At 55.9% G+C, this 21,805-nt stretch carries 22 protein-coding genes; 16 read left to right on the top strand and 6 right to left on the bottom strand.

Going from position 1 to position 21,805, the window contains the following annotated elements:
• The first annotated feature begins 1 nt into the window (after position 1).
• The 6 genes from fmt to HC248_RS16930 all read left to right on the top strand — a co-directional run bounded on the left by fmt (position 2) and on the right by HC248_RS16930 (position 5,981).
• The gene (gene fmt, locus HC248_RS16955; protein WP_168923506.1) at positions 2-982 is read left to right on the top strand and encodes a methionyl-tRNA formyltransferase; all 981 of its coding nucleotides are present in this window, start codon (positions 2-4) and stop codon (positions 980-982) included.
• A gap of 10 nt (positions 983-992) precedes the next feature.
• The gene (locus HC248_RS16950) at positions 993-1,736 is read left to right on the top strand and encodes an AzlC family ABC transporter permease (protein WP_168923505.1); all 744 of its coding nucleotides are present in this window, start codon (positions 993-995) and stop codon (positions 1,734-1,736) included.
• On the top strand, positions 1,733-2,068 hold the full coding sequence (locus HC248_RS16945; RefSeq protein ID WP_168923504.1) for an AzlD domain-containing protein: 336 nt from the start codon (positions 1,733-1,735) through the stop codon (positions 2,066-2,068). The genes HC248_RS16950 and HC248_RS16945 overlap by 4 nt, the downstream gene beginning before the upstream one ends.
• A gap of 68 nt (positions 2,069-2,136) precedes the next feature.
• The gene (locus tag HC248_RS16940; RefSeq protein ID WP_168923503.1) at positions 2,137-3,327 is read left to right on the top strand and encodes a phosphoglycerate kinase; all 1,191 of its coding nucleotides are present in this window, start codon (positions 2,137-2,139) and stop codon (positions 3,325-3,327) included.
• A 149-nt stretch (positions 3,328-3,476) separates the two neighbouring features.
• Positions 3,477-4,910: a pyruvate kinase gene (pyk, locus tag HC248_RS16935; RefSeq protein WP_168923502.1), complete on the top strand. Its 1,434-nt coding sequence runs from the start codon at positions 3,477-3,479 to the stop codon at positions 4,908-4,910.
• A 165-nt stretch (positions 4,911-5,075) separates the two neighbouring features.
• The gene (locus HC248_RS16930; RefSeq protein ID WP_168923501.1) at positions 5,076-5,981 is read left to right on the top strand and encodes an alpha/beta hydrolase; all 906 of its coding nucleotides are present in this window, start codon (positions 5,076-5,078) and stop codon (positions 5,979-5,981) included.
• Here HC248_RS16930 and HC248_RS16925 read toward each other — a convergent pair.
• The gene (locus HC248_RS16925) at positions 5,938-6,687 is read right to left on the bottom strand and encodes a phosphatase PAP2 family protein (RefSeq protein ID WP_238342666.1); all 750 of its coding nucleotides are present in this window, start codon (positions 6,685-6,687) and stop codon (positions 5,938-5,940) included. The genes HC248_RS16930 and HC248_RS16925 overlap by 44 nt on opposite strands.
• A 25-nt stretch (positions 6,688-6,712) precedes the next feature.
• Positions 6,713-9,211, bottom strand: coding sequence for a hybrid sensor histidine kinase/response regulator (locus HC248_RS16920; protein WP_168923500.1), 2,499 nt, complete (start codon positions 9,209-9,211; stop codon positions 6,713-6,715).
• Positions 9,212-9,815: 604 nt separating this feature from the next.
• Between HC248_RS16920 and fba the strand changes: the two genes are divergently transcribed.
• Both fba and HC248_RS16910 read left to right on the top strand, forming a co-directional pair.
• Positions 9,816-10,880, top strand: a complete 1,065-nt coding sequence (gene fba, locus HC248_RS16915) for a class II fructose-bisphosphate aldolase (protein ID WP_168923499.1) — start codon at positions 9,816-9,818, stop codon at positions 10,878-10,880.
• Positions 10,881-10,957: 77 nt separating this feature from the next.
• A complete protein-coding gene (locus HC248_RS16910; RefSeq protein ID WP_168923498.1) occupies positions 10,958-11,863 on the top strand; it encodes a phosphoribosylaminoimidazolesuccinocarboxamide synthase in 906 nt (301 codons plus the stop codon).
• Between the two features lie 138 nt (positions 11,864-12,001).
• Here HC248_RS16910 and HC248_RS16905 read toward each other — a convergent pair whose 3' ends face one another.
• Positions 12,002-12,937 carry a tetratricopeptide repeat protein gene (locus HC248_RS16905; RefSeq protein ID WP_168923497.1) on the bottom strand — a complete coding sequence of 312 codons (936 nt, stop codon included), beginning with the start codon at positions 12,935-12,937 and terminating at the stop codon, positions 12,002-12,004.
• 154 nt (positions 12,938-13,091) lie between these two features.
• On the opposite strand from HC248_RS16905, the gene purE reads away from it, so the two are divergent.
• The 4 genes from purE to HC248_RS16885 are packed head-to-tail and all read left to right on the top strand — an operon-like array spanning position 13,092 to position 16,064.
• Positions 13,092-13,601, top strand: coding sequence for a 5-(carboxyamino)imidazole ribonucleotide mutase (gene purE / locus HC248_RS16900; protein ID WP_168923496.1), 510 nt, complete (start codon positions 13,092-13,094; stop codon positions 13,599-13,601).
• Positions 13,598-14,836 (top strand): 5-(carboxyamino)imidazole ribonucleotide synthase, encoded by a 1,239-nt coding sequence (locus HC248_RS16895; protein WP_168923495.1) that lies wholly within the window; start codon positions 13,598-13,600, stop codon positions 14,834-14,836. Before purE ends, HC248_RS16895 begins: the two co-directional genes overlap by 4 nt.
• A complete protein-coding gene (locus HC248_RS16890) occupies positions 14,833-15,807 on the top strand; it encodes an L-threonylcarbamoyladenylate synthase (protein WP_168923494.1) in 975 nt (324 codons plus the stop codon). The genes HC248_RS16895 and HC248_RS16890 overlap by 4 nt, the downstream gene beginning before the upstream one ends.
• 35 nt (positions 15,808-15,842) lie before the next feature.
• A complete protein-coding gene (locus tag HC248_RS16885; protein ID WP_168923493.1) occupies positions 15,843-16,064 on the top strand; it encodes an HNH endonuclease in 222 nt (73 codons plus the stop codon).
• A gap of 123 nt (positions 16,065-16,187) precedes the next feature.
• Here the strand turns inward: HC248_RS16885 and HC248_RS16880 are convergent, their stop codons facing one another.
• From HC248_RS16880 to dacB, 3 genes are all read right to left on the bottom strand, one after another.
• Positions 16,188-16,586, bottom strand: coding sequence for a hypothetical protein (locus HC248_RS16880; RefSeq protein WP_168923492.1), 399 nt, complete (start codon positions 16,584-16,586; stop codon positions 16,188-16,190).
• Between the two features lie 311 nt (positions 16,587-16,897).
• Positions 16,898-17,158 (bottom strand): SemiSWEET transporter, encoded by a 261-nt coding sequence (locus HC248_RS16875; protein WP_168923491.1) that lies wholly within the window; start codon positions 17,156-17,158, stop codon positions 16,898-16,900.
• Entirely contained in the window at positions 17,155-18,654 is a 1,500-nt protein-coding gene (dacB, locus tag HC248_RS16870) for a D-alanyl-D-alanine carboxypeptidase/D-alanyl-D-alanine endopeptidase (RefSeq protein WP_168923490.1), read from the bottom strand. Before dacB ends, HC248_RS16875 begins: the two co-directional genes overlap by 4 nt.
• Positions 18,655-18,794: 140 nt before the next feature.
• Between dacB and tsaB the strand changes: the two genes are divergently transcribed.
• The 4 genes from tsaB to pyrF all read left to right on the top strand — a co-directional run bounded on the left by tsaB (position 18,795) and on the right by pyrF (position 21,773).
• Positions 18,795-19,556: a tRNA (adenosine(37)-N6)-threonylcarbamoyltransferase complex dimerization subunit type 1 TsaB gene (gene tsaB / locus HC248_RS16865; RefSeq protein ID WP_168923489.1), complete on the top strand. Its 762-nt coding sequence runs from the start codon at positions 18,795-18,797 to the stop codon at positions 19,554-19,556.
• The gene (gene rimI / locus HC248_RS16860; RefSeq protein WP_168923488.1) at positions 19,553-20,053 is read left to right on the top strand and encodes a ribosomal protein S18-alanine N-acetyltransferase; all 501 of its coding nucleotides are present in this window, start codon (positions 19,553-19,555) and stop codon (positions 20,051-20,053) included. Before tsaB ends, rimI begins: the two co-directional genes overlap by 4 nt.
• Positions 20,050-20,889 (top strand): uracil-DNA glycosylase family protein, encoded by an 840-nt coding sequence (locus tag HC248_RS16855; RefSeq protein WP_168923487.1) that lies wholly within the window; start codon positions 20,050-20,052, stop codon positions 20,887-20,889. The genes rimI and HC248_RS16855 overlap by 4 nt, the downstream gene beginning before the upstream one ends.
• 71 nt (positions 20,890-20,960) lie before the next feature.
• Positions 20,961-21,773, top strand: coding sequence for an orotidine-5'-phosphate decarboxylase (pyrF, locus tag HC248_RS16850; protein WP_168923914.1), 813 nt, complete (start codon positions 20,961-20,963; stop codon positions 21,771-21,773).
• The last annotated feature ends 32 nt before the right edge of the window (positions 21,774-21,805 follow it).

Genomic DNA, 21,805 nt, shown 5'->3' with positions numbered 1-21,805 from the left:
TATGCGTTTGATTTTTGCGGGTACACCCGAGTTTGCCCGCGTCGCGCTAGAGCGCTTGCACGCTGCCGGCTTTGAGATTGCCCTGGTGCTAAGCCAGCCAGATAGACCGGCCGGTCGCGGCATGAAGCTGCAGGCGTCAAGTGTCAAACAGTGGGCGTTAGAGCACCAAACTGCCGTCGCTCAGCCGCGCAGTCTGCGCCTTGATGGCAAATATCCTGACGATGCCTTAGCCGCCCGCGAGCTAATGCTCGCTGCCCGTGCCGACGCCATGGTGGTGGCCGCTTACGGCTTGATACTGCCGCAGTGGGTACTGGATTTGCCGCCGCTCGGTTGCCTCAATATTCATGCCTCATTGCTGCCGCGCTGGCGCGGTGCTGCACCGATACATCGCGCTATTGAGGCCGGCGACTTGCAAACGGGTGTGACCATCATGCAAATGGACGCGGGCTTAGACACCGGCGCCATGCTGCTGCGCGTCGATACGACTATTGCGCCGGACGACAGCACAGAATCCCTGCACGATCGGCTCGCCAGCATGGGCGGCGAATTGATAGTCGAGGCCCTGGCACTTTCTGCTAGCGGCGCACTAAAACCCCAAGTCCAGCCGACAGAGGGAGTGACTTACGCTCACAAAATCGAAAAGCACGAGGCCTTGATTGACTGGTCACAAAGCGCGGTGCAGATCGAAAGACGCATTCGCGCCTTTAATCCCTTCCCGGTGGCGTCAAGTAACTTGGGCGCAGAGGTTATTAAGTTTCGCCAAGCTAATTTGCTAGCTGATCTTCGACCCACTGCGGCCGTACCCGGCCAAGTGTTGGTTGTGGGCGCTGCTGGTGTGGACATTTGCACGGCTGATGGCGTGCTGCGCGCAACTCAGCTGCAAAAAGCCGGCGGCAAGGCGCTGGCCGCTGCAGATTTTTTACGCGGCTTTGACATTCAGGCCGGTATGATTTTTGGCACTAACCAATCCGGCAACCCATAAAAGGCACGGCATGCGCGAGTTGTTTAAACACCCGGAATTTAAACGCGGCATGCGCGAAATCTCTACGGTGGCACCGGGCATTGCGGCATGGGGCTTGATGACAGGAGTGGCCATGTCCAAGTCTGGTCTGAGTCTTGTCGAGTCTTTGCTCATGGGTATTTTTGTCTTTGCCGGTAGCTCTCAGCTCGCGGCTACCCCCTTGATTCTGGCTGGCGCGCCGATGTGGGTGGTGCTCGCCACCGCCTTTTGTGTGAATTTGCGCTTTGTTGTGTTCAGTGCGCATTTACGGCCTTATGTGATGCACCAGTCGCTGCGGCGCAGGTTGTTCAGCGGCTATCTAATGGCCGACCTGAATTACGTCATGTTCACCCGCCGCTTTGCCCTTCCCGCTCAGGACGCAGCTGGTGTTCAAGCTCAAGACGCTTATTGGTTGGGTAATGCTGGCTTAGGCTGGTTTAGTTGGGTAATTCCTACTTTGATAGGTATAGCGCTGGCCAATGTAATTCCTGTTTCTTGGGGTCTGGGTTTTGCCGGTATTTTGGCTTTAGTGGGCATTTTGTGTTCGCTCGCCAGCACCCGCTTACGCGTGGTGTCCGCAGGGGTCGCCGGTATGGCTGCGGTGGCGGTGTTTGCGCTGCCGTTCAAGCTGAATATTTTGGTCGGTATTGCTGCTGGGGTGGCGCTGTGTTTGCTGCTAGAGCGGCCCACTCGGCATGCGCTTGCTGAGCCAGCCAAAGACAAGGGCGCAGAATGAATCAGACCGATTTAGGAACTGTCATCACCATCATAGGCATGGTGTTGGTGACCATACTTACCCGGTCATTTTTCTTTCTGTCTGACAAGCCCTGGACGTTGCCCGCGTGGGCACAGCGCGGTCTGCACTATGCACCGATTGCGGCGTTGGCTGCGGTCATCATCCCAGAGATTGTCATGAGCCAAGGCCACCTCATTGCCACCTTTAAAGATGCACGTATTTATGCTGCGCTTTGCGGTGTTGGCTGGTTTTATTGGCGCAGCAGCTTGCTCGGCACGATAGTGGCGGGCATGGCGGTGTATTTACCATTGCATGTGGGGCTGGGTTGGTAACGGGCGGCGATGTTTACAATCGTTGGCGTCGGCAGCCTTTGCTGGCCTTGTCCCCAACTTGAAGTCCCATGAAATTCATTCGCTTTTCTGATTTGTGCACGGGTGGCCAGCTGGCTGGTAAACGTGTTTTTATCCGCGCTGACCTCAACGTTCCCCAAGACGATGCCGGCAATATTACCGAAGACACACGTATTCGCGCTTCCATCCCCTGCATACAAATGGCGCTGGACGCCGGCGCTGCGGTGATGGTGACTTCGCATTTGGGTCGTCCCGTGGAAGGCCATTTCAAGCCTGCCGATTCGCTGGCACCGGTTGCTAAGCGCCTGTCTGAACTAATGGGCCGTACGGTTTCTTTGCGCAGCGACTGGGTCACCGGCGTTAGCGTTGCACCGGGCGAGCTGGTGCTGCTAGAGAATTGCCGGCTCAACCCGGGCGAAAAGAAAAATGATCCGGTATTGGCCAAGCAACTCGCCGCACTTTGCGATGTATTTGTGCACGACGCGTTTGGTACTTCGCACCGCGCCGAAGCGTCGACCTACGGCATCGCCCAGTTTGCACCGGTGGCCTGCGCTGGCCCACTGTTAGCGGCAGAAATGGACGCGATCTCGCACGCTTTGAGCGAGCCACGTCGGCCGTTGGTAGCGATAGTGGCGGGCAGCAAGGTCTCGACCAAGCTGACCATACTCAAGGCCTTAGCAGGCAAAGTTGATCAGTTAATTGTCGGCGGCGGTATCGCCAACACCTTTATGCTCGCGGCTGGCCTAAATATAGGAAAAAGCTTGGCCGAGGCAGACTTGCTACCTCAAGCCAAAGCCGTGATAGAAGCCATGCGCGCGCGCGGCGCGGCCGTGCCCATCCCTGTGGATGTGGTGACGGCGAAAAGTTTTTCTGTCGATGCGGTGGCCACGGTTAAGGCCGCGAATGCGGTGGAAGACGATGATTTGATTCTTGATATTGGCCCGCAAACGACGGCCTTGCTGGCCGAGCAGTTAATGGCTGCCGGCACGGTGGTCTGGAACGGCCCGGTTGGGGTGTTTGAGTTCGAAGCCTTCTCGCATGGCACAGAAGGCATCGCTAAGGCGATTGCGCAGAGCAGCGCTTTTTCACTCGCCGGCGGCGGCGACACTTTGGCTGCTATTGCCAAGTACGGCATTGAAAAACAAGTGGATTACATATCGACTGGCGGCGGTGCTTTTCTGGAAATTCTCGAAGGCAAGACCTTGCCCGCATTCGAGGTCTTGCAGCAACGCGCCGCTTAAAACCTTGCGTTTAGTTCGGTCTGGCTATTTTTCAGACTGAGCTACGGCGTCAGCTTGCGTAAAACTTCAGCGTCTGTGCGATCTCTTTGGTAATCGGTTGGTAACTTATTTCATGCAAAATAAGAAACTAAATTACAAGGAGACAAGCCATGACCCGTCGCGCCACCAAGATTGTTGCCACTCTAGGCCCCGCCTCAAGCGACCCAGTGTTGTTAGAGCAAATGATTCGCGCTGGCGTTAACGTCGTGCGCCTTAACTTTAGCCACGGAAAAGCTGAGGACCATATTCGGCTCGCCCAAGTGGTGCGTGAGGTTTCGCTACGCGCTGGTCGTGAAGTGGCCATCATGGCTGACCTTCAGGGGCCGAAAATCCGAGTCGGTAAGTTTGCCGAGGGTAAAGTTTTATTGGTCCCCGGTGAAAAGTTCGTGCTTGACGCTTCGCGCAGCGAGCCCGGCGACATACGCGGCGTAGGTCTGGATTACAAAGAATTGCCGCGCGATGTCCGGCCCGGTGATGTGCTGCTACTTAACGATGGTTTGATCGTGCTGACCGTGAACGCGGTGCTGGGCGAGGAAGTCATCACCACCGTCAAACTCGGCGGTGAGCTATCGAACAACAAAGGCATTAACAAGCAAGGCGGCGGGCTGACCGCGCCGGCGCTCACGGCCAAGGACATGGAAGACATCAAGACCGCCATGAGTTTTCAGGCTGACTATGTGGCGGTGAGCTTTCCCAAAAATGCGACGGATATGGAAATGGCGCGTCAGCTGTGCAACGTGGCAGCCGCCCAGTACAAGCACAAGCCCGGACTGATCGCCAAGATTGAACGCGCCGAGGCGATTCCTAATCTAGAGGAAATTTTGCGCGTCAGCGACGGCATCATGGTGGCGCGTGGAGATCTTGCGGTTGAAGTCGGCAATGCGGCCGTGCCAGCGCTGCAAAAACGCATGATTAAGCTAGCCCGAGCCAACGACAAACTGGTGATTACCGCGACCCAGATGATGGAGAGCATGATTCTCAACCCAGTGCCGACCCGCGCAGAAGTCAGCGATGTGGCCAACGCCGTTCTCGACGGCACCGACGCCGTCATGCTGAGCGCCGAGACCGCCGCCGGTCGTTATCCGCTAGAGACAGTGCAAGAAGTCGCCAAAATTTGCTTGGAAGCTGAGAAAGCCGAGTACAAAGGCATTGAGTCGGACATCACTGGAAAAGTCTATGCACGCATAGACCAAGCGATTGCCATGGGCGCGCTGTTCAGTGCCAGCCACATGGGTGCTAAGGCGATTGTGGCGTTGACCGACAGCGGTTCTACGCCACTTTGGATGAGCCGACATGACTTACGCGTGCCGATTTACGCGCTCACACCGCGCTTAACGACCCAGCGCAAGATGGCGCTATACCGCAATGTCAAGCCGCTGTTGATGGATACCAGCGCCGACCGTGACACTGCGCTGAAGGATGCTGAAACTCAGCTCTTGAGCCGACGCATCGTGCAGAGTGGCGATGTCTATGCCATCACCTGTGGTGAGCCCATGGGCGCGCCAGGCGGCACGAATATGCTCAAGATTTGCCGCGTGGCCTAAAGCTAAAACTAAAGCTATAGCGCGCTTGAGGTGCTAGTGGTTTTACTGTTGATCGAGGCAAGCGCCAAGATTTTGTGGATTCGCGCTACGATATGTACACATATTATTTTGAGTCGCTTTGTCACCGGCTTGAATCTAGTTTGCTAAGACCATCGTATATTTTCTATGAACTTGATTGACTCGACCTTGCCAAGAAGATCCCTGCTCGCCATGTTGCCCGCTGTTCTGTCAGCCTGCTCGGCTGTGGATTTGCTCAACGCTACCGTACCGGACGACACTTATTTGCGCGTCAAAGGTCGGGCTTACGGGCCAGATCCGCGCCAGCGGCTAGACATTTATCAGCCCAAAAACTTGTCGCCGGCAAATGCCAAACAGACCTCTATGGTGGTGTTCTTCTATGGCGGCAGCTGGTCCTCGGGCGAGCGCGCTGATTACCGCTTTGTGGGCGAGGCACTGGCTTCTCAGGGCATAGTCGTGGTGGTGGCCGATTACCGGCTCAGTCCGCAGACGCTTTATCCCGGTTTTGTTGAAGACTGTGCTCACGCGGTGCGCTGGGCGTTTGACCATGCGGCTGACTACGGTGCAAATCCAGATCGAATTTTTGTCATGGGCCACAGCGCCGGTGCTTACAACGCGGCTATGTTGGCTCTAGACACGCGCTGGTTAGTCGAAGTCGGCTTAATCCCCACGCGGCTAGCGGGCTGGATCGGCTTAGCTGGACCGTACGACTTTTTACCCATTGGTGACAGCCAGACGCGGGTCGCGTTTAGCTGGCCAGACACCGCAGCAGATACCCAACCCTTGATGCATGCCGCCCAAGCCTCGCCTCAGTCGCCGCCGGCATTGTTGCTAGCGGCGCGACTTGACAATGTGGTTGACCCCCAGCGCAGCACGGTGGCCTTAGCCAACATGCTCAAAAGCCGCGGCGTTGAGGTAGAGGTAGAACTCTTTAGTGGTGTCAGTCATGTCACGCTAATCGCCTCTATGGCGGCGGTGCTCAGGGCACAAGCGCCGGTGCTGGAGCGGGTTACGTCTTTTGTGAACGCTGCCGCTTCGCAATCCATAAGCTAAACACCGCGTCTACAGCGGCGGCGGCAGACCAGCAAAACCAAGCCGTCCACAAGGTGTGGCTCATGTAATGCGCGCCGCGTATCTGCTGGGCTAGTCCCAGAATCAGTCCAGCCATCATGGCGCCTATCAGCCAGCGTTTAGCACTGCTAGGTGTGCCATGGCGCAAGGCAAAAAACCCGCCTAAAAAGGCAAAGCCCGCCGAGGCATGGCCGGCCGGGAAACAACCGCCACTGCCGCCATCTTTCACGCCCCAAGTCCAGTGCGATACATGATGCGCTACGCCGCCAAACTGTTCTAAATCCCAAGGGCAGCTGGTGCTGCTGTGCATTTTGATGCTGGAGACCAGCAGCAAGGCCAGCAGTGTGGTTAAGGCAAACTGAGCGCGTCGGGCGCGGCTAATTAATCGCAGCGAGCCTAGGGGCCACCAAACCGCAATAATCAGCGCGATCTCCAACAACCAAGGATAAGGCCGTAAGTCGTCGTGCAAAAGGCCGGCCCACAGCCAACTATTGGTTTGGGAAAAGCCTTGCGGGCTGCCAAAGAGTTGCGCCATCCACAGGTCAAAGCCAGAGAAATCCCACAGCAGTATCAGTGTTAGGCAAAGGGCAGATCCTCGTAGAAGCGGTGAGCGCAAGCTCAATGGTGTGATGGGTGCAGGAGGCGTCATCAATCGATTGTCGCGCAGCGCGGCCCCAGACCGAGTCAATCTGTTCACCTTGACTCGGTCTGCGTTAAACCTGATAACGCGCTAGCACCGGTTTGAGCGCCAAAAGGGTGGTGTCGATGGCCTGTTGTAACTGCGCCAGCATAGGCTCGTAGTCGTTGGTCTGCATGCCATTTTGCGCACGCGACTCTAGTTTTGCGGCGACTTGGGCAAGCTGCTCTGCGCCCACGGTAGCGGCCAGTCCCTTGAGGGTGTGCAGCGTTCGGCTCGCCGCCTGCGGGTCGGCATCGCTGCGCAACTGCGCGTTGATTTGGCTGGGTAAGCCCTTCAAGCTGGTGGCAAAGCTATGTAGTTTGCTGGCAAACAAGTTTTCGTTGCCGTCGAGGCGACCCAGTGCGGCAACGATATCGATGCCGTGAGTAGTCGATGCGGTTGCCAATACCGCTGTCGCTTCACGAGCGTGTCCTGTCCAACGTTGCAGTGTGGCCACCAGCTCGTCGAGCTTAAAAGGCTTGCCAATATGGTCATTCATACCAGCCTCAACACAAGCTTGGCGGTCCGCAGACATGGCATTGGCGGTCATGGCAATGATTGGTAAATGGCTCAGGCCTAGCTCTTGGCGAATGACACGGGTTGCTGCACAGCCATCCATTACCGGCATCTGCATGTCCATTAACACCGCATCAAACGGTGCCTTACTGGCGATGGCGTCCAGCCCTAGCTGGCCGTTGCCCGCTAGCGTGATGTTTGCACCCTCTAGGCTGAGTAGACCATGGGCTACTAACTGGTTGATTTCATTGTCTTCCACCACCAGCAAGCGTAAGCCTGCCAGCCTGCCGGGCGGCTTGATATCAGCGGGCACGCTAACTGGAATGACCACTGCTTTAGCCGGCATCTCAGACAGCGGTAAGCGAATTTGAAAGTAAAACCTGCTACCCAGTCCGAGCGCACTGTCAATCTTTAGCTCGCCGCCCAGCAGCGCTACGATGCGGCTTGAAATACTCAGACCTAGGCCGGTACCGCCATAGCGGCGTGTGGTTGACGTATCGGCTTGAGAGAAGCTGTCGAAAATGTGAATATGATTTTCTTTGGCGACGCCAATGCCGTTGTCGCGCACAGAGAACTCCAGCAATGCGTCGTTAGCGCTCTTCTCGATTAGTTGGACGCGGATAAGAATCTCGCCTTCCTGACTGAATTTAATCGCATTGCCACCGATATTGATCAGCACTTGCTGCAGCCGCATGTCATCGCCGCGAAGAACTGGCGGTACGTCTGGATCGACCATAAAACGTAGCGCAAGTGCTTTGTCGTTCAGGTTGGCTGACAAAATGACTGAGAGGTCATCCAGCATACTTTGGAGCTCAAACGGTCTCAGGTCTAGTTCTATCTTGCGCGCTTCTATTTTTGAAATATTTAGGATGTCATCAACTAGTCTTAGCAGCGAGCGCGCTGCCTTTTCGGTTTTTTTGGTGTAGTCAGTCTGGCGAGTTGTTAGTTCAGTAGTGTGCAGCAGGTGCAACATGCCCAAAATAGCATTCATGGGCGTACGTATTTCATGGCTCATATTGGCCAGAAATTCGCTTTTGGCGATGCTGGCCGAGTGGGCGCTGTCTCTCGCCTGTTCGAGATCGCGCTGCGTTTTCTCCAGCTTAGAAAAGGCGCGAAAAGCCATTAGCCAAAATGCCAGTAGCAACAAACTGATGCTCACGGTCACGGCGATGATTTGTTGGCGGCTCTGGCGGTAGGGTGCCATTACAGTGTCCATGGGCACGCCGATCACAAAATTCAGACCGTATTCTGGCGTTTTGTAATAACCAAACAAACTGTCTTGTTTGTTGATGCTGCCGATGCGCCTGTAGGTGCCAGAGATTGGCGCACTGGCTGTCAAAAAAGGGCTGTCCTTGACGACTTGGCCAATTGCCGTAGCCGACTCTGGGTAGCGCGCCAAAACAACGCCTTTGGCGTTGATGATGCCGACCGAACGTTTGATGTCGCCACCAATTTTGGCGTTGAACGCGGCCAGCAAACTGGGGCTGATGGAGACGACTAAAACGCCGTCAAATAGTCCTTCTTTAAAAATTGGTCGAGTCAACTGTATTGACCACAGGCCGGATACCCTGCCCTTTAAAGGAGTGCTGATAAACAGCTTGTCTGCAAATGGGGCTTGTTTGTGAACCTGAAAATGCTCCCTGTCACTCAGATCTGAACGCTGCTTGGGTTTGCTCAGGTTGGTGAATGCTAGGAGTCCGTCTTTGTCTATCACCCCAACTTGAAAGGCTATGTCTGCGATGTTGGCCTGGCGGCGCTTGACCAGAGACGCAAACTTTTCCGCGTTACCGTCATACACCTCGCGTGTATCGAGCATGAATTCATCGATACGTTTGATGGACGATGACGAATACTCAGCAAATGCTTGGGCCTGACCGGCGTTTCGTAGATCTTCATCATGCACCGTGGTGCGCAGTAGATTTTGTAAAATTAATGCGGCGGTTATCCAGACGCCCACCAGCACTGTCATCACCGCCAAGGAGGTTATCCAGCGCAGTCGGCGGTTAGTGTTGTTCATTGAAAACAACTCACGCTCTACTAAGTTGGGTCGATTTGTGTTTTGGTTTTTCGCGCCTTAGGCGCGCGCCCACAGCATCACAGGCTTGAGTGACTTTTTGCCCATCCAACCCATGTGACAGGTATGTCAGATGTTGCACAACGTTATCGTTGTTGATCGAAACAATCTTTTTTTTCATAGCAAATATTTTTGCAGATCACTTTTAAGCTGAGGATTACTTAATTAAGCATTACTTTTTGAATCAACTTGTATTTTTACTGTTTTTGAAAAAAATAAAAAAAAATGGTTATTTATGTTTTTTTACTGACATAAGTTGAGACTTTATTTGCCACAGTCGTTTTATTTTTGCCAGCTGCAAAATAGACTTTTCACTAAAAATGGCGTGATCTCAGCGATGCATTTGCACCAAGTGTTCACTTTGGGTGTGTCTCCCTTGCTAAATCTATAGCAGTCAGCGCTCTATCTGATGCAGTTCCTAAGATTACGCAAAAGGTAGAATCAACTCCGTGTTTTACTTCCGACCTGTTCAGGGCTACTCGTTACTTTGACGCGGCGCAAGGGAAGTCACCACTCTTTATCAATATCACCCGGGGACACATTCATCATGGCACTCGTTTCTATGCGCGAGCTGCTGGACCATGCAGCCGTCAATGGCTATGGCATTCCAGCTTTCAACGTTAACAACCTCGAGCAGGTCACGGCCATCATGCAAGCCGCCCATGAAGTGAATGCACCGGTCATCATGCAAGCCAGTGCTGGCGCTCGCAAATATGCTGGCGAGTCTTTTCTCAAGCACTTGATACAAGCTGCCGTCGAGAGCTACCCGCACATCCCCGTCGTGATGCACCAAGACCATGGCCAAAACCCAGAGGTTTGCCAAGGCGCAATCAATCTAGGCTTTAGCTCGGTGATGATGGACGGCTCACTGCTGGCCGATGGCAAAACGATTGCTGATTATGAGTACAACGTCGAAGTCACGCGCCAAGTCGTGGCCATGGCGCATGCTACCGGCGTCTCCGTTGAAGGCGAACTCGGTTGCCTAGGCAGCCTAGAGACCATGCAAGGCGAGAAGGAAGACGGTCACGGCACGGATGCCATCATGACCCATGACCAACTGCTGACCGACCCCGAGCAAGCCGCTGACTTTGTCAAGCGCACTCAGCTCGATGCATTGGCCATAGCCATTGGCACCAGCCACGGTGCTTACAAGTTCACGCGCAAACCCACGGGCGACATCTTGGCGATAGAGCGGGTTAAAGAAATCCATCGCCGTATTCCCAATACCCACTTGGTGATGCACGGCTCGTCTAGCGTGCCGCAAGACCTGCTGGCCATCATTCGCGAGTTTGGCGGCGACATGAAGGAGACTTATGGCGTGCCGGTCGAAGAGATACAAAAAGCCATCAAGTTCGGCGTGCGCAAGATCAATATTGATACCGACATTCGCTTAGCTATGACTGCTGCTGTACGCCAGTACATGGCCCAAAATCCAAGCAAATTCGACCCGCGCGACTGGCTCAAGCCCGCGACTGCAGCGGCCAAGGCAATTTGCAAACAGCGTTACCTCGAATTCGGCTGCGAAGGTCAGGCCAGCAAGATCAAGGGCGATAGCCTGTCCATCGTTGCAGCACGCTACGCCAAGGGCGAGCTGGCGCAAGTCGTTCAATAAAAGCGCGTCCAGCCTGCCGTTGTTTCGGCGGGCTATTTTTCGTATTTGCTATTTAATTAACTCGCGTCTTTAGCCCCATGACCACTCTTCACACTTCCTCCATCACCAGCCTTCCTTTGCTCGCGCGCGGCAAGGTGCGCGACAACTATGCGGTGGGTGACAACCGCCTCTTGATGGTGGCGAGTGATCGCTTAAGCGCTTTTGATGTGATTTTGGGCGAACCGATTACCGGCAAGGGTGCACTGCTTACGCAGATGGCTTTGTTTTGGTTTGATAAGCTTGGCCATCTGTGTCCAAACCACCTGACCGGGGAGTCGCCCGAGAGCGTGGTCAGTGCCGATGAAGTGATGCAGGTTGTGGGCCGCTCTATGCTGGTCAAGCGCCTTAAACCGATACCGGTCGAGGCAGTAGTGCGCGGTTACTTGGCCGGCAGCGGCTGGCAGGAATACCAGCAAAACCAAGCGGTTTGCGGGGTGCCGCTAATTGCTGGTCTGAAGAACGCCAGCAAATTGCCCGAGCCCATCTTCACCCCTGCGGCCAAGGCCGATGTCGGTGAGCACGATGAAAACATCAGCTACGAGCAGATGGTTAAGGTAGTTGGCCCCGTGTTGGCCGAGCAGATCAAGACCTTGAGTCTGGCAATTTATAACGAGGCGGCGGCTTTTGCGCTGACCAAGGGCATCATCATTGCAGACACTAAGTTCGAGTTTGGTTTGGACGAGGATGGCACGCTGACCCTGATGGACGAGGTGCTGACACCGGACTCATCCCGCTACTGGCCGGTAGAAGGCTATGAAGCCGCATTCGCCGCAGGCCTGAACCCACCTAGCTACGACAAGCAGTTTGTGCGCGACTGGCTAGAAGCCGTGCGCATCAACGGCAAGCCTTGGGATAAAACGCCGCCAGCGCCGCATTTGCCGCCTGAGGTGATCGCCAAGACCGCAGCTAAATACCAAGAAGCCTTGGCGCGCTTAACCGCTTAATTCGCGGTTTGATTCGCGCGGCTGATTAAGCGGCTTATTTAGCCGCTTAATTAACTACCTGACTTACGCTAGATTGAACCGGCGAAGCGCTGAAAAGTTCTTGCTGCCATGCTGCCGTACTGTTTTAGCAACCGTTTTTCAGCTCAAAATCACACTGCTTAAGCGCCGGCGATAAGTCGCCACTTGTGGGTCTTCCAGTGGAATCTGGCCGTCAGCGACCTTGAGCTTGGGCGCTTCCATCACGTCAAGAATCGCAATGTAAGTTTTGCGTGCCGAGTCTTCGCTCCAGCTTTTGTCGCGCATCAGTATTTCTAGCAACTCGTCTAGCGCCGCGCTCCACTGCTGGCGGCTCATGAGCCAACGGGCTTTGTCAAAACGGGTTTCGAAATCGCGCTTGTTAAGCGCTAGCTTGGCGTCAAAAACGGCGATTGGGCCTTGTTCTTGGGAATTTTTATAAGCACTTTCGTGCGCGTTCTCGTCGTTATTGGCATGCGTATCTGCATGCGCATCGGCAAAATCTATCGCGTTCATCCAGCGCTCTAATGAGTCAAAACGCCGCACGCTAAGGGTTTGTGCAATCACTGGTGCGAAAGCAACTTTGGCGTCATCGAGCTGGTCGCGCTGCAGAAGCAGCCGGATAAATTCAAAGCGGGCGTCGTCATTGCTCGGCTCGTCAGCGACGGTTTGTTTGATTTTCTCAAACGCTGCGTCGGGGCTTAGCGCGGCGGGCTCTTCTGCGGCGGCTGGAGCTGGCGGCAATTGTTTGTCAAGAAACTCTTTGATCAGGTCCTCTGTCAGCGCGCCGGTAAAGCCATCTGCGGGCTGACCGTTCAACATCAGGACACTGGTTGGAATGCTGCGAATACCAAAGGCAGTGGCCAGTCGTGGCTCTTGCTCGGTGTCAATCTTGGCCAGCTTAAAGCGGCCTTCGTAGGCGATTTCTAGTTTTTCGAGAATCGGGCTTTGTAACTGGGATGGGTTAGACGAGGGCGCCGAAAAATCGATCAGCACCGGGATGCTGTTGGAAGCGGTGATCACTTCAGTTTCAAAGTTGGCAACGGTGACGTTTATCATGTGGTTTTAGTGCGGATTGGTTTTAGCCTGACTAGCGTAGCACGGCTAGCCCAGCCCTTAAAATCGCTTAACGACACGCTGGCTTGGGTTTTTGCTTTTTTCAGCAGCGCTTGCCGCGGCTACCTTTTTTTAAATTCTTCACTTTTCTCAAGCCATGACAACAACTAGCGATACAGCCCGTCCATTAATCGGTGTGGTGATGGGCTCCAGCAGTGACTGGGAAACTATGCAGCATGCGGTGCAAATCCTCAAACATTTCGGCATAGCTAATGAATCGCGCGTGCTGTCTGCACACCGCATGCCTGACGACATGTTTGCGTATGCCGAAGAAGCCAGCGGCCGCGGCCTGCAAGCCATCATCGCTGGGGCTGGCGGCGCGGCGCATTTGCCGGGCATGCTGGCGGCTAAAACTACTGTGCCGGTGCTGGGCGTGCCGGTCGCGAGCAAGCAATTGGCGGGTCTGGATTCGCTCTACAGCATTGTGCAAATGCCCAAGGGCGTGCCGGTGGCTACGTTTGCGATTGGCGTTGCGGGCGCTGCCAATGCGGCGCTGTTTGCCGTTGCTATGTTGGCGCTGCATGACTCAGATCTGGCCACGCGTTTGCACTTGTTTCGTGCCGAGCAAACCTTAGCTGCCCGCAATATGGCCTTGCCGCAATCATGAGCACCAGTCAGTTACCGTTGCGCACGATTGATCTACCAGTGCTGCCCGGCACCGTCGGCACGGGTTCTACTCAAGTGGCGACTTTGGGCGTGATGGGCGGGGGCCAGTTAGGCCGCATGTTTGTGCATGCCGCTCAACGCATGGGTTTTTTCACCGCCGTGTTGGATCCAGATCCGCAAAGTCCGGCCGGTCGGGTCAGTCACCACCATGTGCAGACGGCTTATGACGATGCGACTGGCCTAGCGCATCTATCCCAGTTGTGCGACGCCATCACTACCGAATTTGAAAACGTACCCGCGCTATCGCTGCAAACCCTTGCCGCCCAGCGACCGGTTGCGCCCGGCGCACAGGCGGTGGCGGTGGCGCAAAACCGGATTGAAGAAAAATCCCATTTTGTTGCCAGTGGTGTGCTTTGCGCACCGTATGCGGTGATTGAGAATGCCGAGCATCTCGCCACCTTAGATACGGCGCTACTGCCCGGCATTCTCAAAACTGCGCGCATGGGTTATGACGGCAAGGGCCAAGTCAGGGTTGCCAACGCGGCTGAGTTGGCCGCTGCTTGGGAGGATCTTAAACGCGTGCCTTGTGTGCTGGAGAAAATGCTGCCGCTGAAAGCCGAATGCTCGGTGCTACTAGCGCGTGGCTGGGACGGACAAATCGTCGCCTACCCAGCGCAGCGCAATGTGCATGTGGACGGTATTTTGGCCGTCACCCATGCCTATGTTGGCAATTTACCTGCCGCTCTGGCCGCGCGCGCTTTAGCAGCGGCCCAGTCCATCGCCCGGCAAATTGACTATGTGGGCGTGCTCTGTGTAGAGTTTTTTGTGGTTGATGATGGCAGCCCTGAGGGTGACTTAATCGTCAACGAAATCGCCCCTAGACCGCACAACAGCGGCCACTACACCATGGATGCCTGCTCGCACTCACAGTTTGACCTACAGGTCTACAGCCTCGCCGGGCTGGCGCTGCCCGAGCTGCGGCAACACTCGCCGGCCATCATGCTTAACTTGCTGGGCGACGTTTGGCAGGATGCAGCAGGCAAGCCGCGCACGCCCGACTGGCAAGCGGTGTTGGCATTACCGGGCACCCACTTACATCTCTACGGCAAGCTGGCCGCACGGCCGGGCCGAAAGATGGGCCATCTCAACATTACCGCCGGGGATATTCCTAGTCTGCTGGCAACGACGCGGCAAGTCGCCGAGTTACTCGGCCTGCCAGGCTTGGAGCAGCCATGATCCTGTCTGGCCGTGATGCCGCCGCCATTGCTAGCGCTGCGCGCCAGATTCAGGCCGGTGGTTTGGTTGGTTTTCCGACTGAGACGGTTTATGGCTTGGGCGCTGACGCGTCGAGTGACCAAGCTGTGGCTGGTATTTTTGCTGCCAAGGGCAGACCAGCCGATCACCCCTTAATCGTCCATGTAGCTGATCCGGCTCAAGTGCATGACTACGCCAGCGCTGTGCCAGACTTTGCGCAGCGCTTGATCGAGGCCTTTTGGCCTGGTCCGCTTACCCTGATACTGCCGCGCAAGACTGGTGTGGCCGCGGCCGCGGCGGGTGGTCAAGACTCTGTAGGCTTGCGCTGCCCAGCCCATCCGGTAGCGCAGGCTTTTTTAAAGGCCTGTGCAACGGGTGTAGCCGGCCCAAGCGCCAACCGCTTTGGCCGTGTCAGTCCGACTACCGCTGCGCATGTGGCGCAAGAGTTGGGCGACGATTTATTGGTGCTCGACGGTGGGCCTTGTGCCGTCGGTATTGAGTCCGCCATTGTCGATTGCACACGTGGCAGGCCTGTCTTACTCAGGCCGGGCTTGCTCACCCGCGCTGAGCTGGAATTGGCCTGCGGGCAGACATTATTGAATCCAGAAGATATTCAACAAACTGCGCCGCGCGCCTCCGGCACACTGGACTCGCATTACGCGCCAAACGCTAAAGTGCGGTTAATGAGCGCTAAGGCCTTGCAAACTGCGCTTGATTTATTGGGTTCAGAGAGTGCGTCGATTGCGGTTTACGCCCGTAGCAGCTTATTAAGTACAGCCCCTGACTTGCGAATGCGGCGCATGCCCGACGCCGCACAAGCTGCGGCGCAAGAGTTATTCGCGGTTCTACGCGAGTTCGATGGCCAAGGCGTTGAGCTCATTTGGATAGAAACCCCGCCTATGAGTGCTGACTGGGATGGCGTGCGGGATAGACTGCAACGCGCTGCGGCCTAAGCCCTGAAGTCATCAAGCCATAAAGCCATAAAGCAATGAGCAAGCTAGGTCACACCCGCGACAAAATTTACAAAACCGTTGCACGCCAACTTCATGGCCGCGTTCCTTGCTGGTTGTGCGGCGAACATGTGCTGCCAGCCGATGCCACACTCGAGCACATCCAAGCGCTCAGCGATGGTGGTAACAGTCATGCTGAAAACTTGGCCATTAGCCACGGCATTTGCAATCACCAGCGTCATGCGCAGACAGGGCTTTAAGTCCAAAACCTAAGGCTAAAAGTTTTGAGTCAATACCAGCGACTAGGCCTTAGTTTTTAAAGTTTGACTGGCTCTCTTGTGTCATGTCACTGGCGTCACGTCTGATGACGGCTAAGTACTACTTCAGCACCGGCTCAAAGAGCGCTTAGCTACCGCGTCTGTGCGGTCTGATTCGAGTAGTCCCGCATCGCTGCTTGGGGACTCCGCCAGCGCTTCATAGTCACTGGAATGCATTCCCTCGTCTATGCGCCAGTAGACGCCGCTGACCACCAAGCCGTAGCGGTCCATGGCGTTTTGCGTGAGGTAGTTGGCAATGCTGCTCAAGTGCGCGTGTTTGCCGTGCTGGCTTTGCATAAAAGCTGACAACATGTCCATCATCACCACAAAGCAGTGACCGCGTCTGTCTATCCGAACAATTTTGAAATGGTAGTCGTGTGGGTCAACTTGGAATTGCGTCAAGCTGGCGCGGACGATGTTAAAAAGCATGTCACGGCGATACGCCATGCGCTCTTCCAAATTCATTTGAATAGGCCGTGTTTCTGGCCCATTTAATTTGGCTTTAGCGGTTTCTGATGGATCGCCTTTTAAGTACTTTGGGGCAACAAAAAAATCGTGAAATAAAGGCATGATTTTGCAGGGAGTTTATCGGGCTGTGGACAAATACCAAAGCCTGCGTGACTACAGGCTTGCGTCAGATAGTAGCTAGCCAAAAACCGCTACAAAAAGACTTCCAGAGCACAAATAATAGTTTAATTTGTCTCAATAAGAGACATTATTTCTATATTTTGATTGCAATTTATTTCTAAACCTAAGCCGGTAAAGTCGAAATTGGTTTAATTTTTAGATCCAAATCGCAGCTTCATAACCAGTATCGTCAGTGCCAAAATTAGCGTGACAGCATTGGCAACCACCACCGGCCAAGCGCCCAGCAGCAGGCCGTAAACAAGCCATAAGGCCACGCCCACAGTGAACACCAAGTACATACCTAGCGAGATGCCGCTGACGTCGCGCGTGCGCAAGGTGTGCCAGACCTGCGGCACAAAACTGGCGGTGGTTAAGCAGGCCGCGAGCGTGCCAATCAAATCTGCATTCATCGTTTACCTTCGCGCAAAGCCCATTCGACCAGCGCGTCCAGCGCCGGTTTGCCGGCGCCCGCATTGGCATGGTTAATCATGGCCACCACCACCAAGCGCCGACCATTGGCCAAGTGCACATAGCCGGCCAGTGCGGTGACATCGCGCAAACTGCCGGTTTTTAGATGCGCCAAGCCTTCGCTTGGTTGGCCTAGATTGCGTTTGAGCGTGCCGTCAACGCCGGCAATCGGCAGGGACGCCATTAGTTCTGGCATGCTCGTCGAGGCATAAGCGGCTTGCAACATTCGGCCTAGCGCTTGCGGTGTGATGCGGGCTTGTCGCGACAGTCCAGAGCCGTTGTCCATTAGCGGCAAGTCTTGTTCGCCAAAGCGCGCACGCCACCATGCAGCGAGCACCTCGCGCGAGGCGGAAATACTAGCCGGCAGGCTGACCTGCGTTGTAATCGGTGCCAAGCTCAGCGTCAAAAACAACTGCTGCGCCATCACATTGTTGCTGTACTTATTGATGTTTTGTATGACTTCTGCAAGGCTGGGAGAGGTCATTTCAAACGCCGGCATCAAGCCAGCGCTGGCTTGACCGTCCCGCACTCGCCCATCTAGCTTGCCGCCCATGTCCTGCCACAGGCCAAGCACTGCGCGAGCGGCAAAGCTGTCCGGGTCAGCGTAAGCCAGTGGCCAGACTTTCTCGCCGCAGGCTGGCGGGTAGCTGCCTAAAAAGCGTATCCGGTCTGGCGAGCTAAAGTCTGGCGCCAGCGTGGCGCGGTAGTTGCCGCAGGCGCTGGCGTCCTTGCCAGTGGCCAAGGGCACGCTGGTTTGCAGTGTCAGATTAGCCAACGGCGGGTCCATGCTGATACTCGCCAGTCCTCGGCTTGGCTGCGGCGTGAACGTCATCAACACGGATTTGTAGTTGATTAACAGCGCATCTGGGCTGGCGTTATAAGGCCGCAAGGGCTCACCGTCGAAGTCGCCAGGGTCTTGTGCGTTGGGCGCAAAGGCGCTGCGGTCCAGCACAATATCGCCGCTAATGCGCTGCACGCCCAGACTTTGGACGCGGTGCAGCAACAGCCATAGGCGCTCCATCACCAGCTTGGGGTCGCCCCTACCTTGTATGACTAAGTTGCCGTGCAGTACGCCGTTGCTGATACTCCCGTCCAGATAGACCGGGGTTTTCCAGCTGTAACTTGGCCCGAGTAACTCCAGTGAGGCATAAGTGGTGACCAGTTTCATCACGGATGCGGGGTTCATAGATGCGTCTGCGCGCCAACTCAGTAGCGGTTGAGTTGGGCTGGTTTTACTGCCCTGTGTTGTCGGCGTTGCTTCTAGCACCAGCGCCGCCATAGCGTTTTGCGGCAGTCGGGCGCGCTCTAGTGCAGCGCGCACTTCAGCTGGCAAACTGGTTTGGGATTGGGCCAGAGCGGCGGCGCTGATGCCGCAAGTGAGCAAGCCTAAAGTGAGGTGGCGCAGCATGCGCTGGCGGTTGCAGGAATTAAAAAGCATGGCCAATTATCAGTCGCAGGTCTCGCTACAAATTCAGGCCGGATAATCCTCCCATGTGGATTTTTTCTCTGACTCATAGCTGCCGTCCTTCTCATCCTTCGCCGCGCCTGTGCGCCCAACACGGCGGAGGGCTTTAAGCAATGTCAGAAAACCTCAAATTCTTGGCTTTTGACACCAGCACCGACCGCATGTCCATCGCGCTGACCGATGGCCAGCGGCTCTGGCAGCACGAGGGCGTAGGCGGCGCCCAATCGTCGATTACCTTAATTCCCGCTGTGCTGGCCTTGCTAGCCCAAGCCGATATGTCGCTAGCCGAGCTGCGGGCGATTGTCTTTGGCCGTGGGCCCGGTTCTTTTTCCGGCCTGCGTACCGCCTGTGCGGTGGCCCAAGGTCTGGCTTTCGGGGCTGGCCAAGGTCGCGGTATACCGGTTCTGCCCGTCGATAGTTTGATGGCGCTGGCCGAGCAAGCCCGCTTTGAACAGGTGCCAGAGTCCGGCTTGCGATTGCGCATAGACGCTTTACTCGATGCCCGCATGGACGAGATGTATTACCAAGGTTTTGAGTTCAGCGCTGGCCTGTGCCGACCGGTTAACGCTTGCCGCTTAGTCAGACCAGAAAATTTGTTGATAGATCCGGCTTGCGATTGGCTTGCCGGCAATGTCTTTGAAGTCTATGCCGATCGCCTGCCCTCAGCGCTGGCTCAGTTGCGTTGCGTGTCGGCCCTGCCCAGCGCTACAGCTTTGCTGCGACTAGCCCCGGGACTCGCCGCTGCCGGTCATTGCGTGCCTGCCGATCAGGCTTTGCCCCAATATATTCGCGATAAAGTGGCACTCACAACTGCCGAGCGAGAGCAGGTAAAGTTTGACAAAGCCAATGCAGCACTGAGCTCGCCCACCCCATGAACGCCAACAGTCCAGTACCAGAAAGCGCACCCGAAGCCGGGTTTCAAGCCATGACTTCAGACTGGCTAGACCAAGTTCTGCTAATGGAGAACAGCGTCTACGAGCATCCCTGGACGCGCGGTAATTTTCAGGACTCGCTGCAATCAGGCTATCAAGCCCAGTTAATTACCGGCGGCAGCGGTAAACAGGCCGAACTACTGGGTTACTTCATCGCTATGCAGGGCGTAGATGAGGTACATCTGCTCAACATCGCCGTCGCGCCTCAGCACCAAGGCAATGGCTGGTCGCGCTTAATGTTGGACGCGCTATGCCTTTGGGCGCGTGCCCAAGACGCGCAGTGGCTGTGGCTAGAAGTGAGGGTGAGCAACACCAAAGCCAAGGCGATTTATCTGCATTACGGTTTTACCCAAGTCGGTTTACGCCGCAGCTACTACCCCGAGGCATCAGGCGGCGCCGCAGGCCGCGAAGATGCCGTTTTAATGAGTTTTCCACTATGACCTTGCAACTCGACAAACGTCAGCGCGCCATGCTGCGCGAGATGGGTGTGAAGGTTTGGCAGCCAACCCTGCAAGCTACAGCGCTCGCCGCAAGGACTGAAGCTGCACCAGCCGCTGTAGCGGTTGAAATTGCACCAGCCGCCGCAACGGCTAGAGCGGTATCAATGCCGCTCACACCGGCTCCAGTTGGTGCGCCTGAACGCGCACCGCGCCCTTCGAGTCAGCCAGTTAAGCCAATGCCCTACACTGCGCCGCGGGCGGCAATCCAGAACCCCTCCGAGCGGTCTAGCCCCGTAGAAAACTCTGCTGCGCTTAGCGCTTCTGGCTGGCAGATAGGTCAAACCCAGACGCTTTACGCCGCCAGCGCTAAGCCTAGCGGCGCGCGCTGGTTGGTGCTGATTGAAACCAATGCTGCCGCGCTAGACGCTAGCGCGGCGAACTCGTTCAACCCGTTCGAGGGTGATGCCGGCAAACTACTCGACAACATGCTGCGCGCCGCCGGCCTGCACCAAGCGGCCAGCACGCAACTGCTGGCCTTGTCTCGCCATAGCGATAGCGCCACTAGCAGCGCCGCGCTGCAAACTGAGCTCGCACCGCTGCTGGCACAGGCGCAGCCCGGCCTAGTACTGGTCATGGGGCGCTTACTGACGCAAGCCTTGCTGCCTTCTGGCCAAGCCTTTGGCCGGCTACGCGGACAGCCGCACAACTTGCAAGATAGGCCCTTGGTAGTGACCCAAGAGGCGGCTTATTTACTGCGCAAACCAGAGGCAAAAGACCGCGCTTGGGAGGATTTATGTCTGGCCATGCAGGTTGCCGCTGGAACTGTGCCGCTCTGAGTATTCACAGGGCTTCAGCTTCTTACAATATCCGCATGATGCAGAACCAGAACCCCGCTACCTTCACCGCCATGCTGGCAAAAGCACAGCAGCAAAACCAGTCCATGCTTTGCGTTGGACTTGATCCTGAGCCAACCCGGTTTCCGGGCAATTTTAAAAACGACCCGAGCAAGATTTTTGATTTTTGCGCCGCAATAGTCGACGCCACCGCCGACTTAGCCATGGCTTTTAAGCCGCAAATTGCCTACTTCGCCGCGCACCGCGCTGAAGACCAGCTTGAAAGGCTTATGGCGCATATGCGCAGCGTAGCGCCGCAGGTGCCGGTGATTTTGGATGCCAAACGCGGTGACATTGGCAGCACTGCCGAGCAGTACGCGATTGAGGCTTTTGAGCGCTATGGTGCGGATGCCGTGACGCTTTCTCCTTTTATGGGTTTTGACTCGGTCTCGCCCTACCTAAAGCGTCACGGCAAGGGCGCATTTTTGCTTTGCCGCACGTCCAACCCCGGCGGCGATGATTTTCAAAACCAGCGCTTGGCTTCGGTCGACGGCCAGCCTTTGCTGTACGAGCACATCGCCCGTTTGGCACAAGGCCCGTGGAATCTCAACGGCCAACTCGGCTTGGTCGTGGGAGCCACCTATCCGGCTGAAATTGAGCGCGTGCGCGAACTCGCACCCACACTGCCGCTACTCATTCCCGGCGTTGGCGCCCAAGGCGGCGATGCGGCGGCTACTGTGCGTGCCGGATTGCGCGCAGGCGGCTCGATTATTGTGAATTCTTCGCGGGCGATTTTGTACGCTTCAGCGGACCAAGACTTTGCCGTGGCGGCTAGGCAAGAGGCTTTGAAAACGCGCGCTATTTTGCAAGCGGCGGCGACTCAATAGCGCTAAATGTGGTCTAAGCGAGTCTGCAATTA

This window comes from Polaromonas vacuolata, from assembly GCF_012584515.1.
GTDB classification, from domain to species: domain Bacteria; phylum Pseudomonadota; class Gammaproteobacteria; order Burkholderiales; family Burkholderiaceae_C; genus Polaromonas; species Polaromonas vacuolata.
Note: the sequence above shows the minus strand (reverse complement) of the source record. Positions and strands in the feature narration are given on the sequence as shown.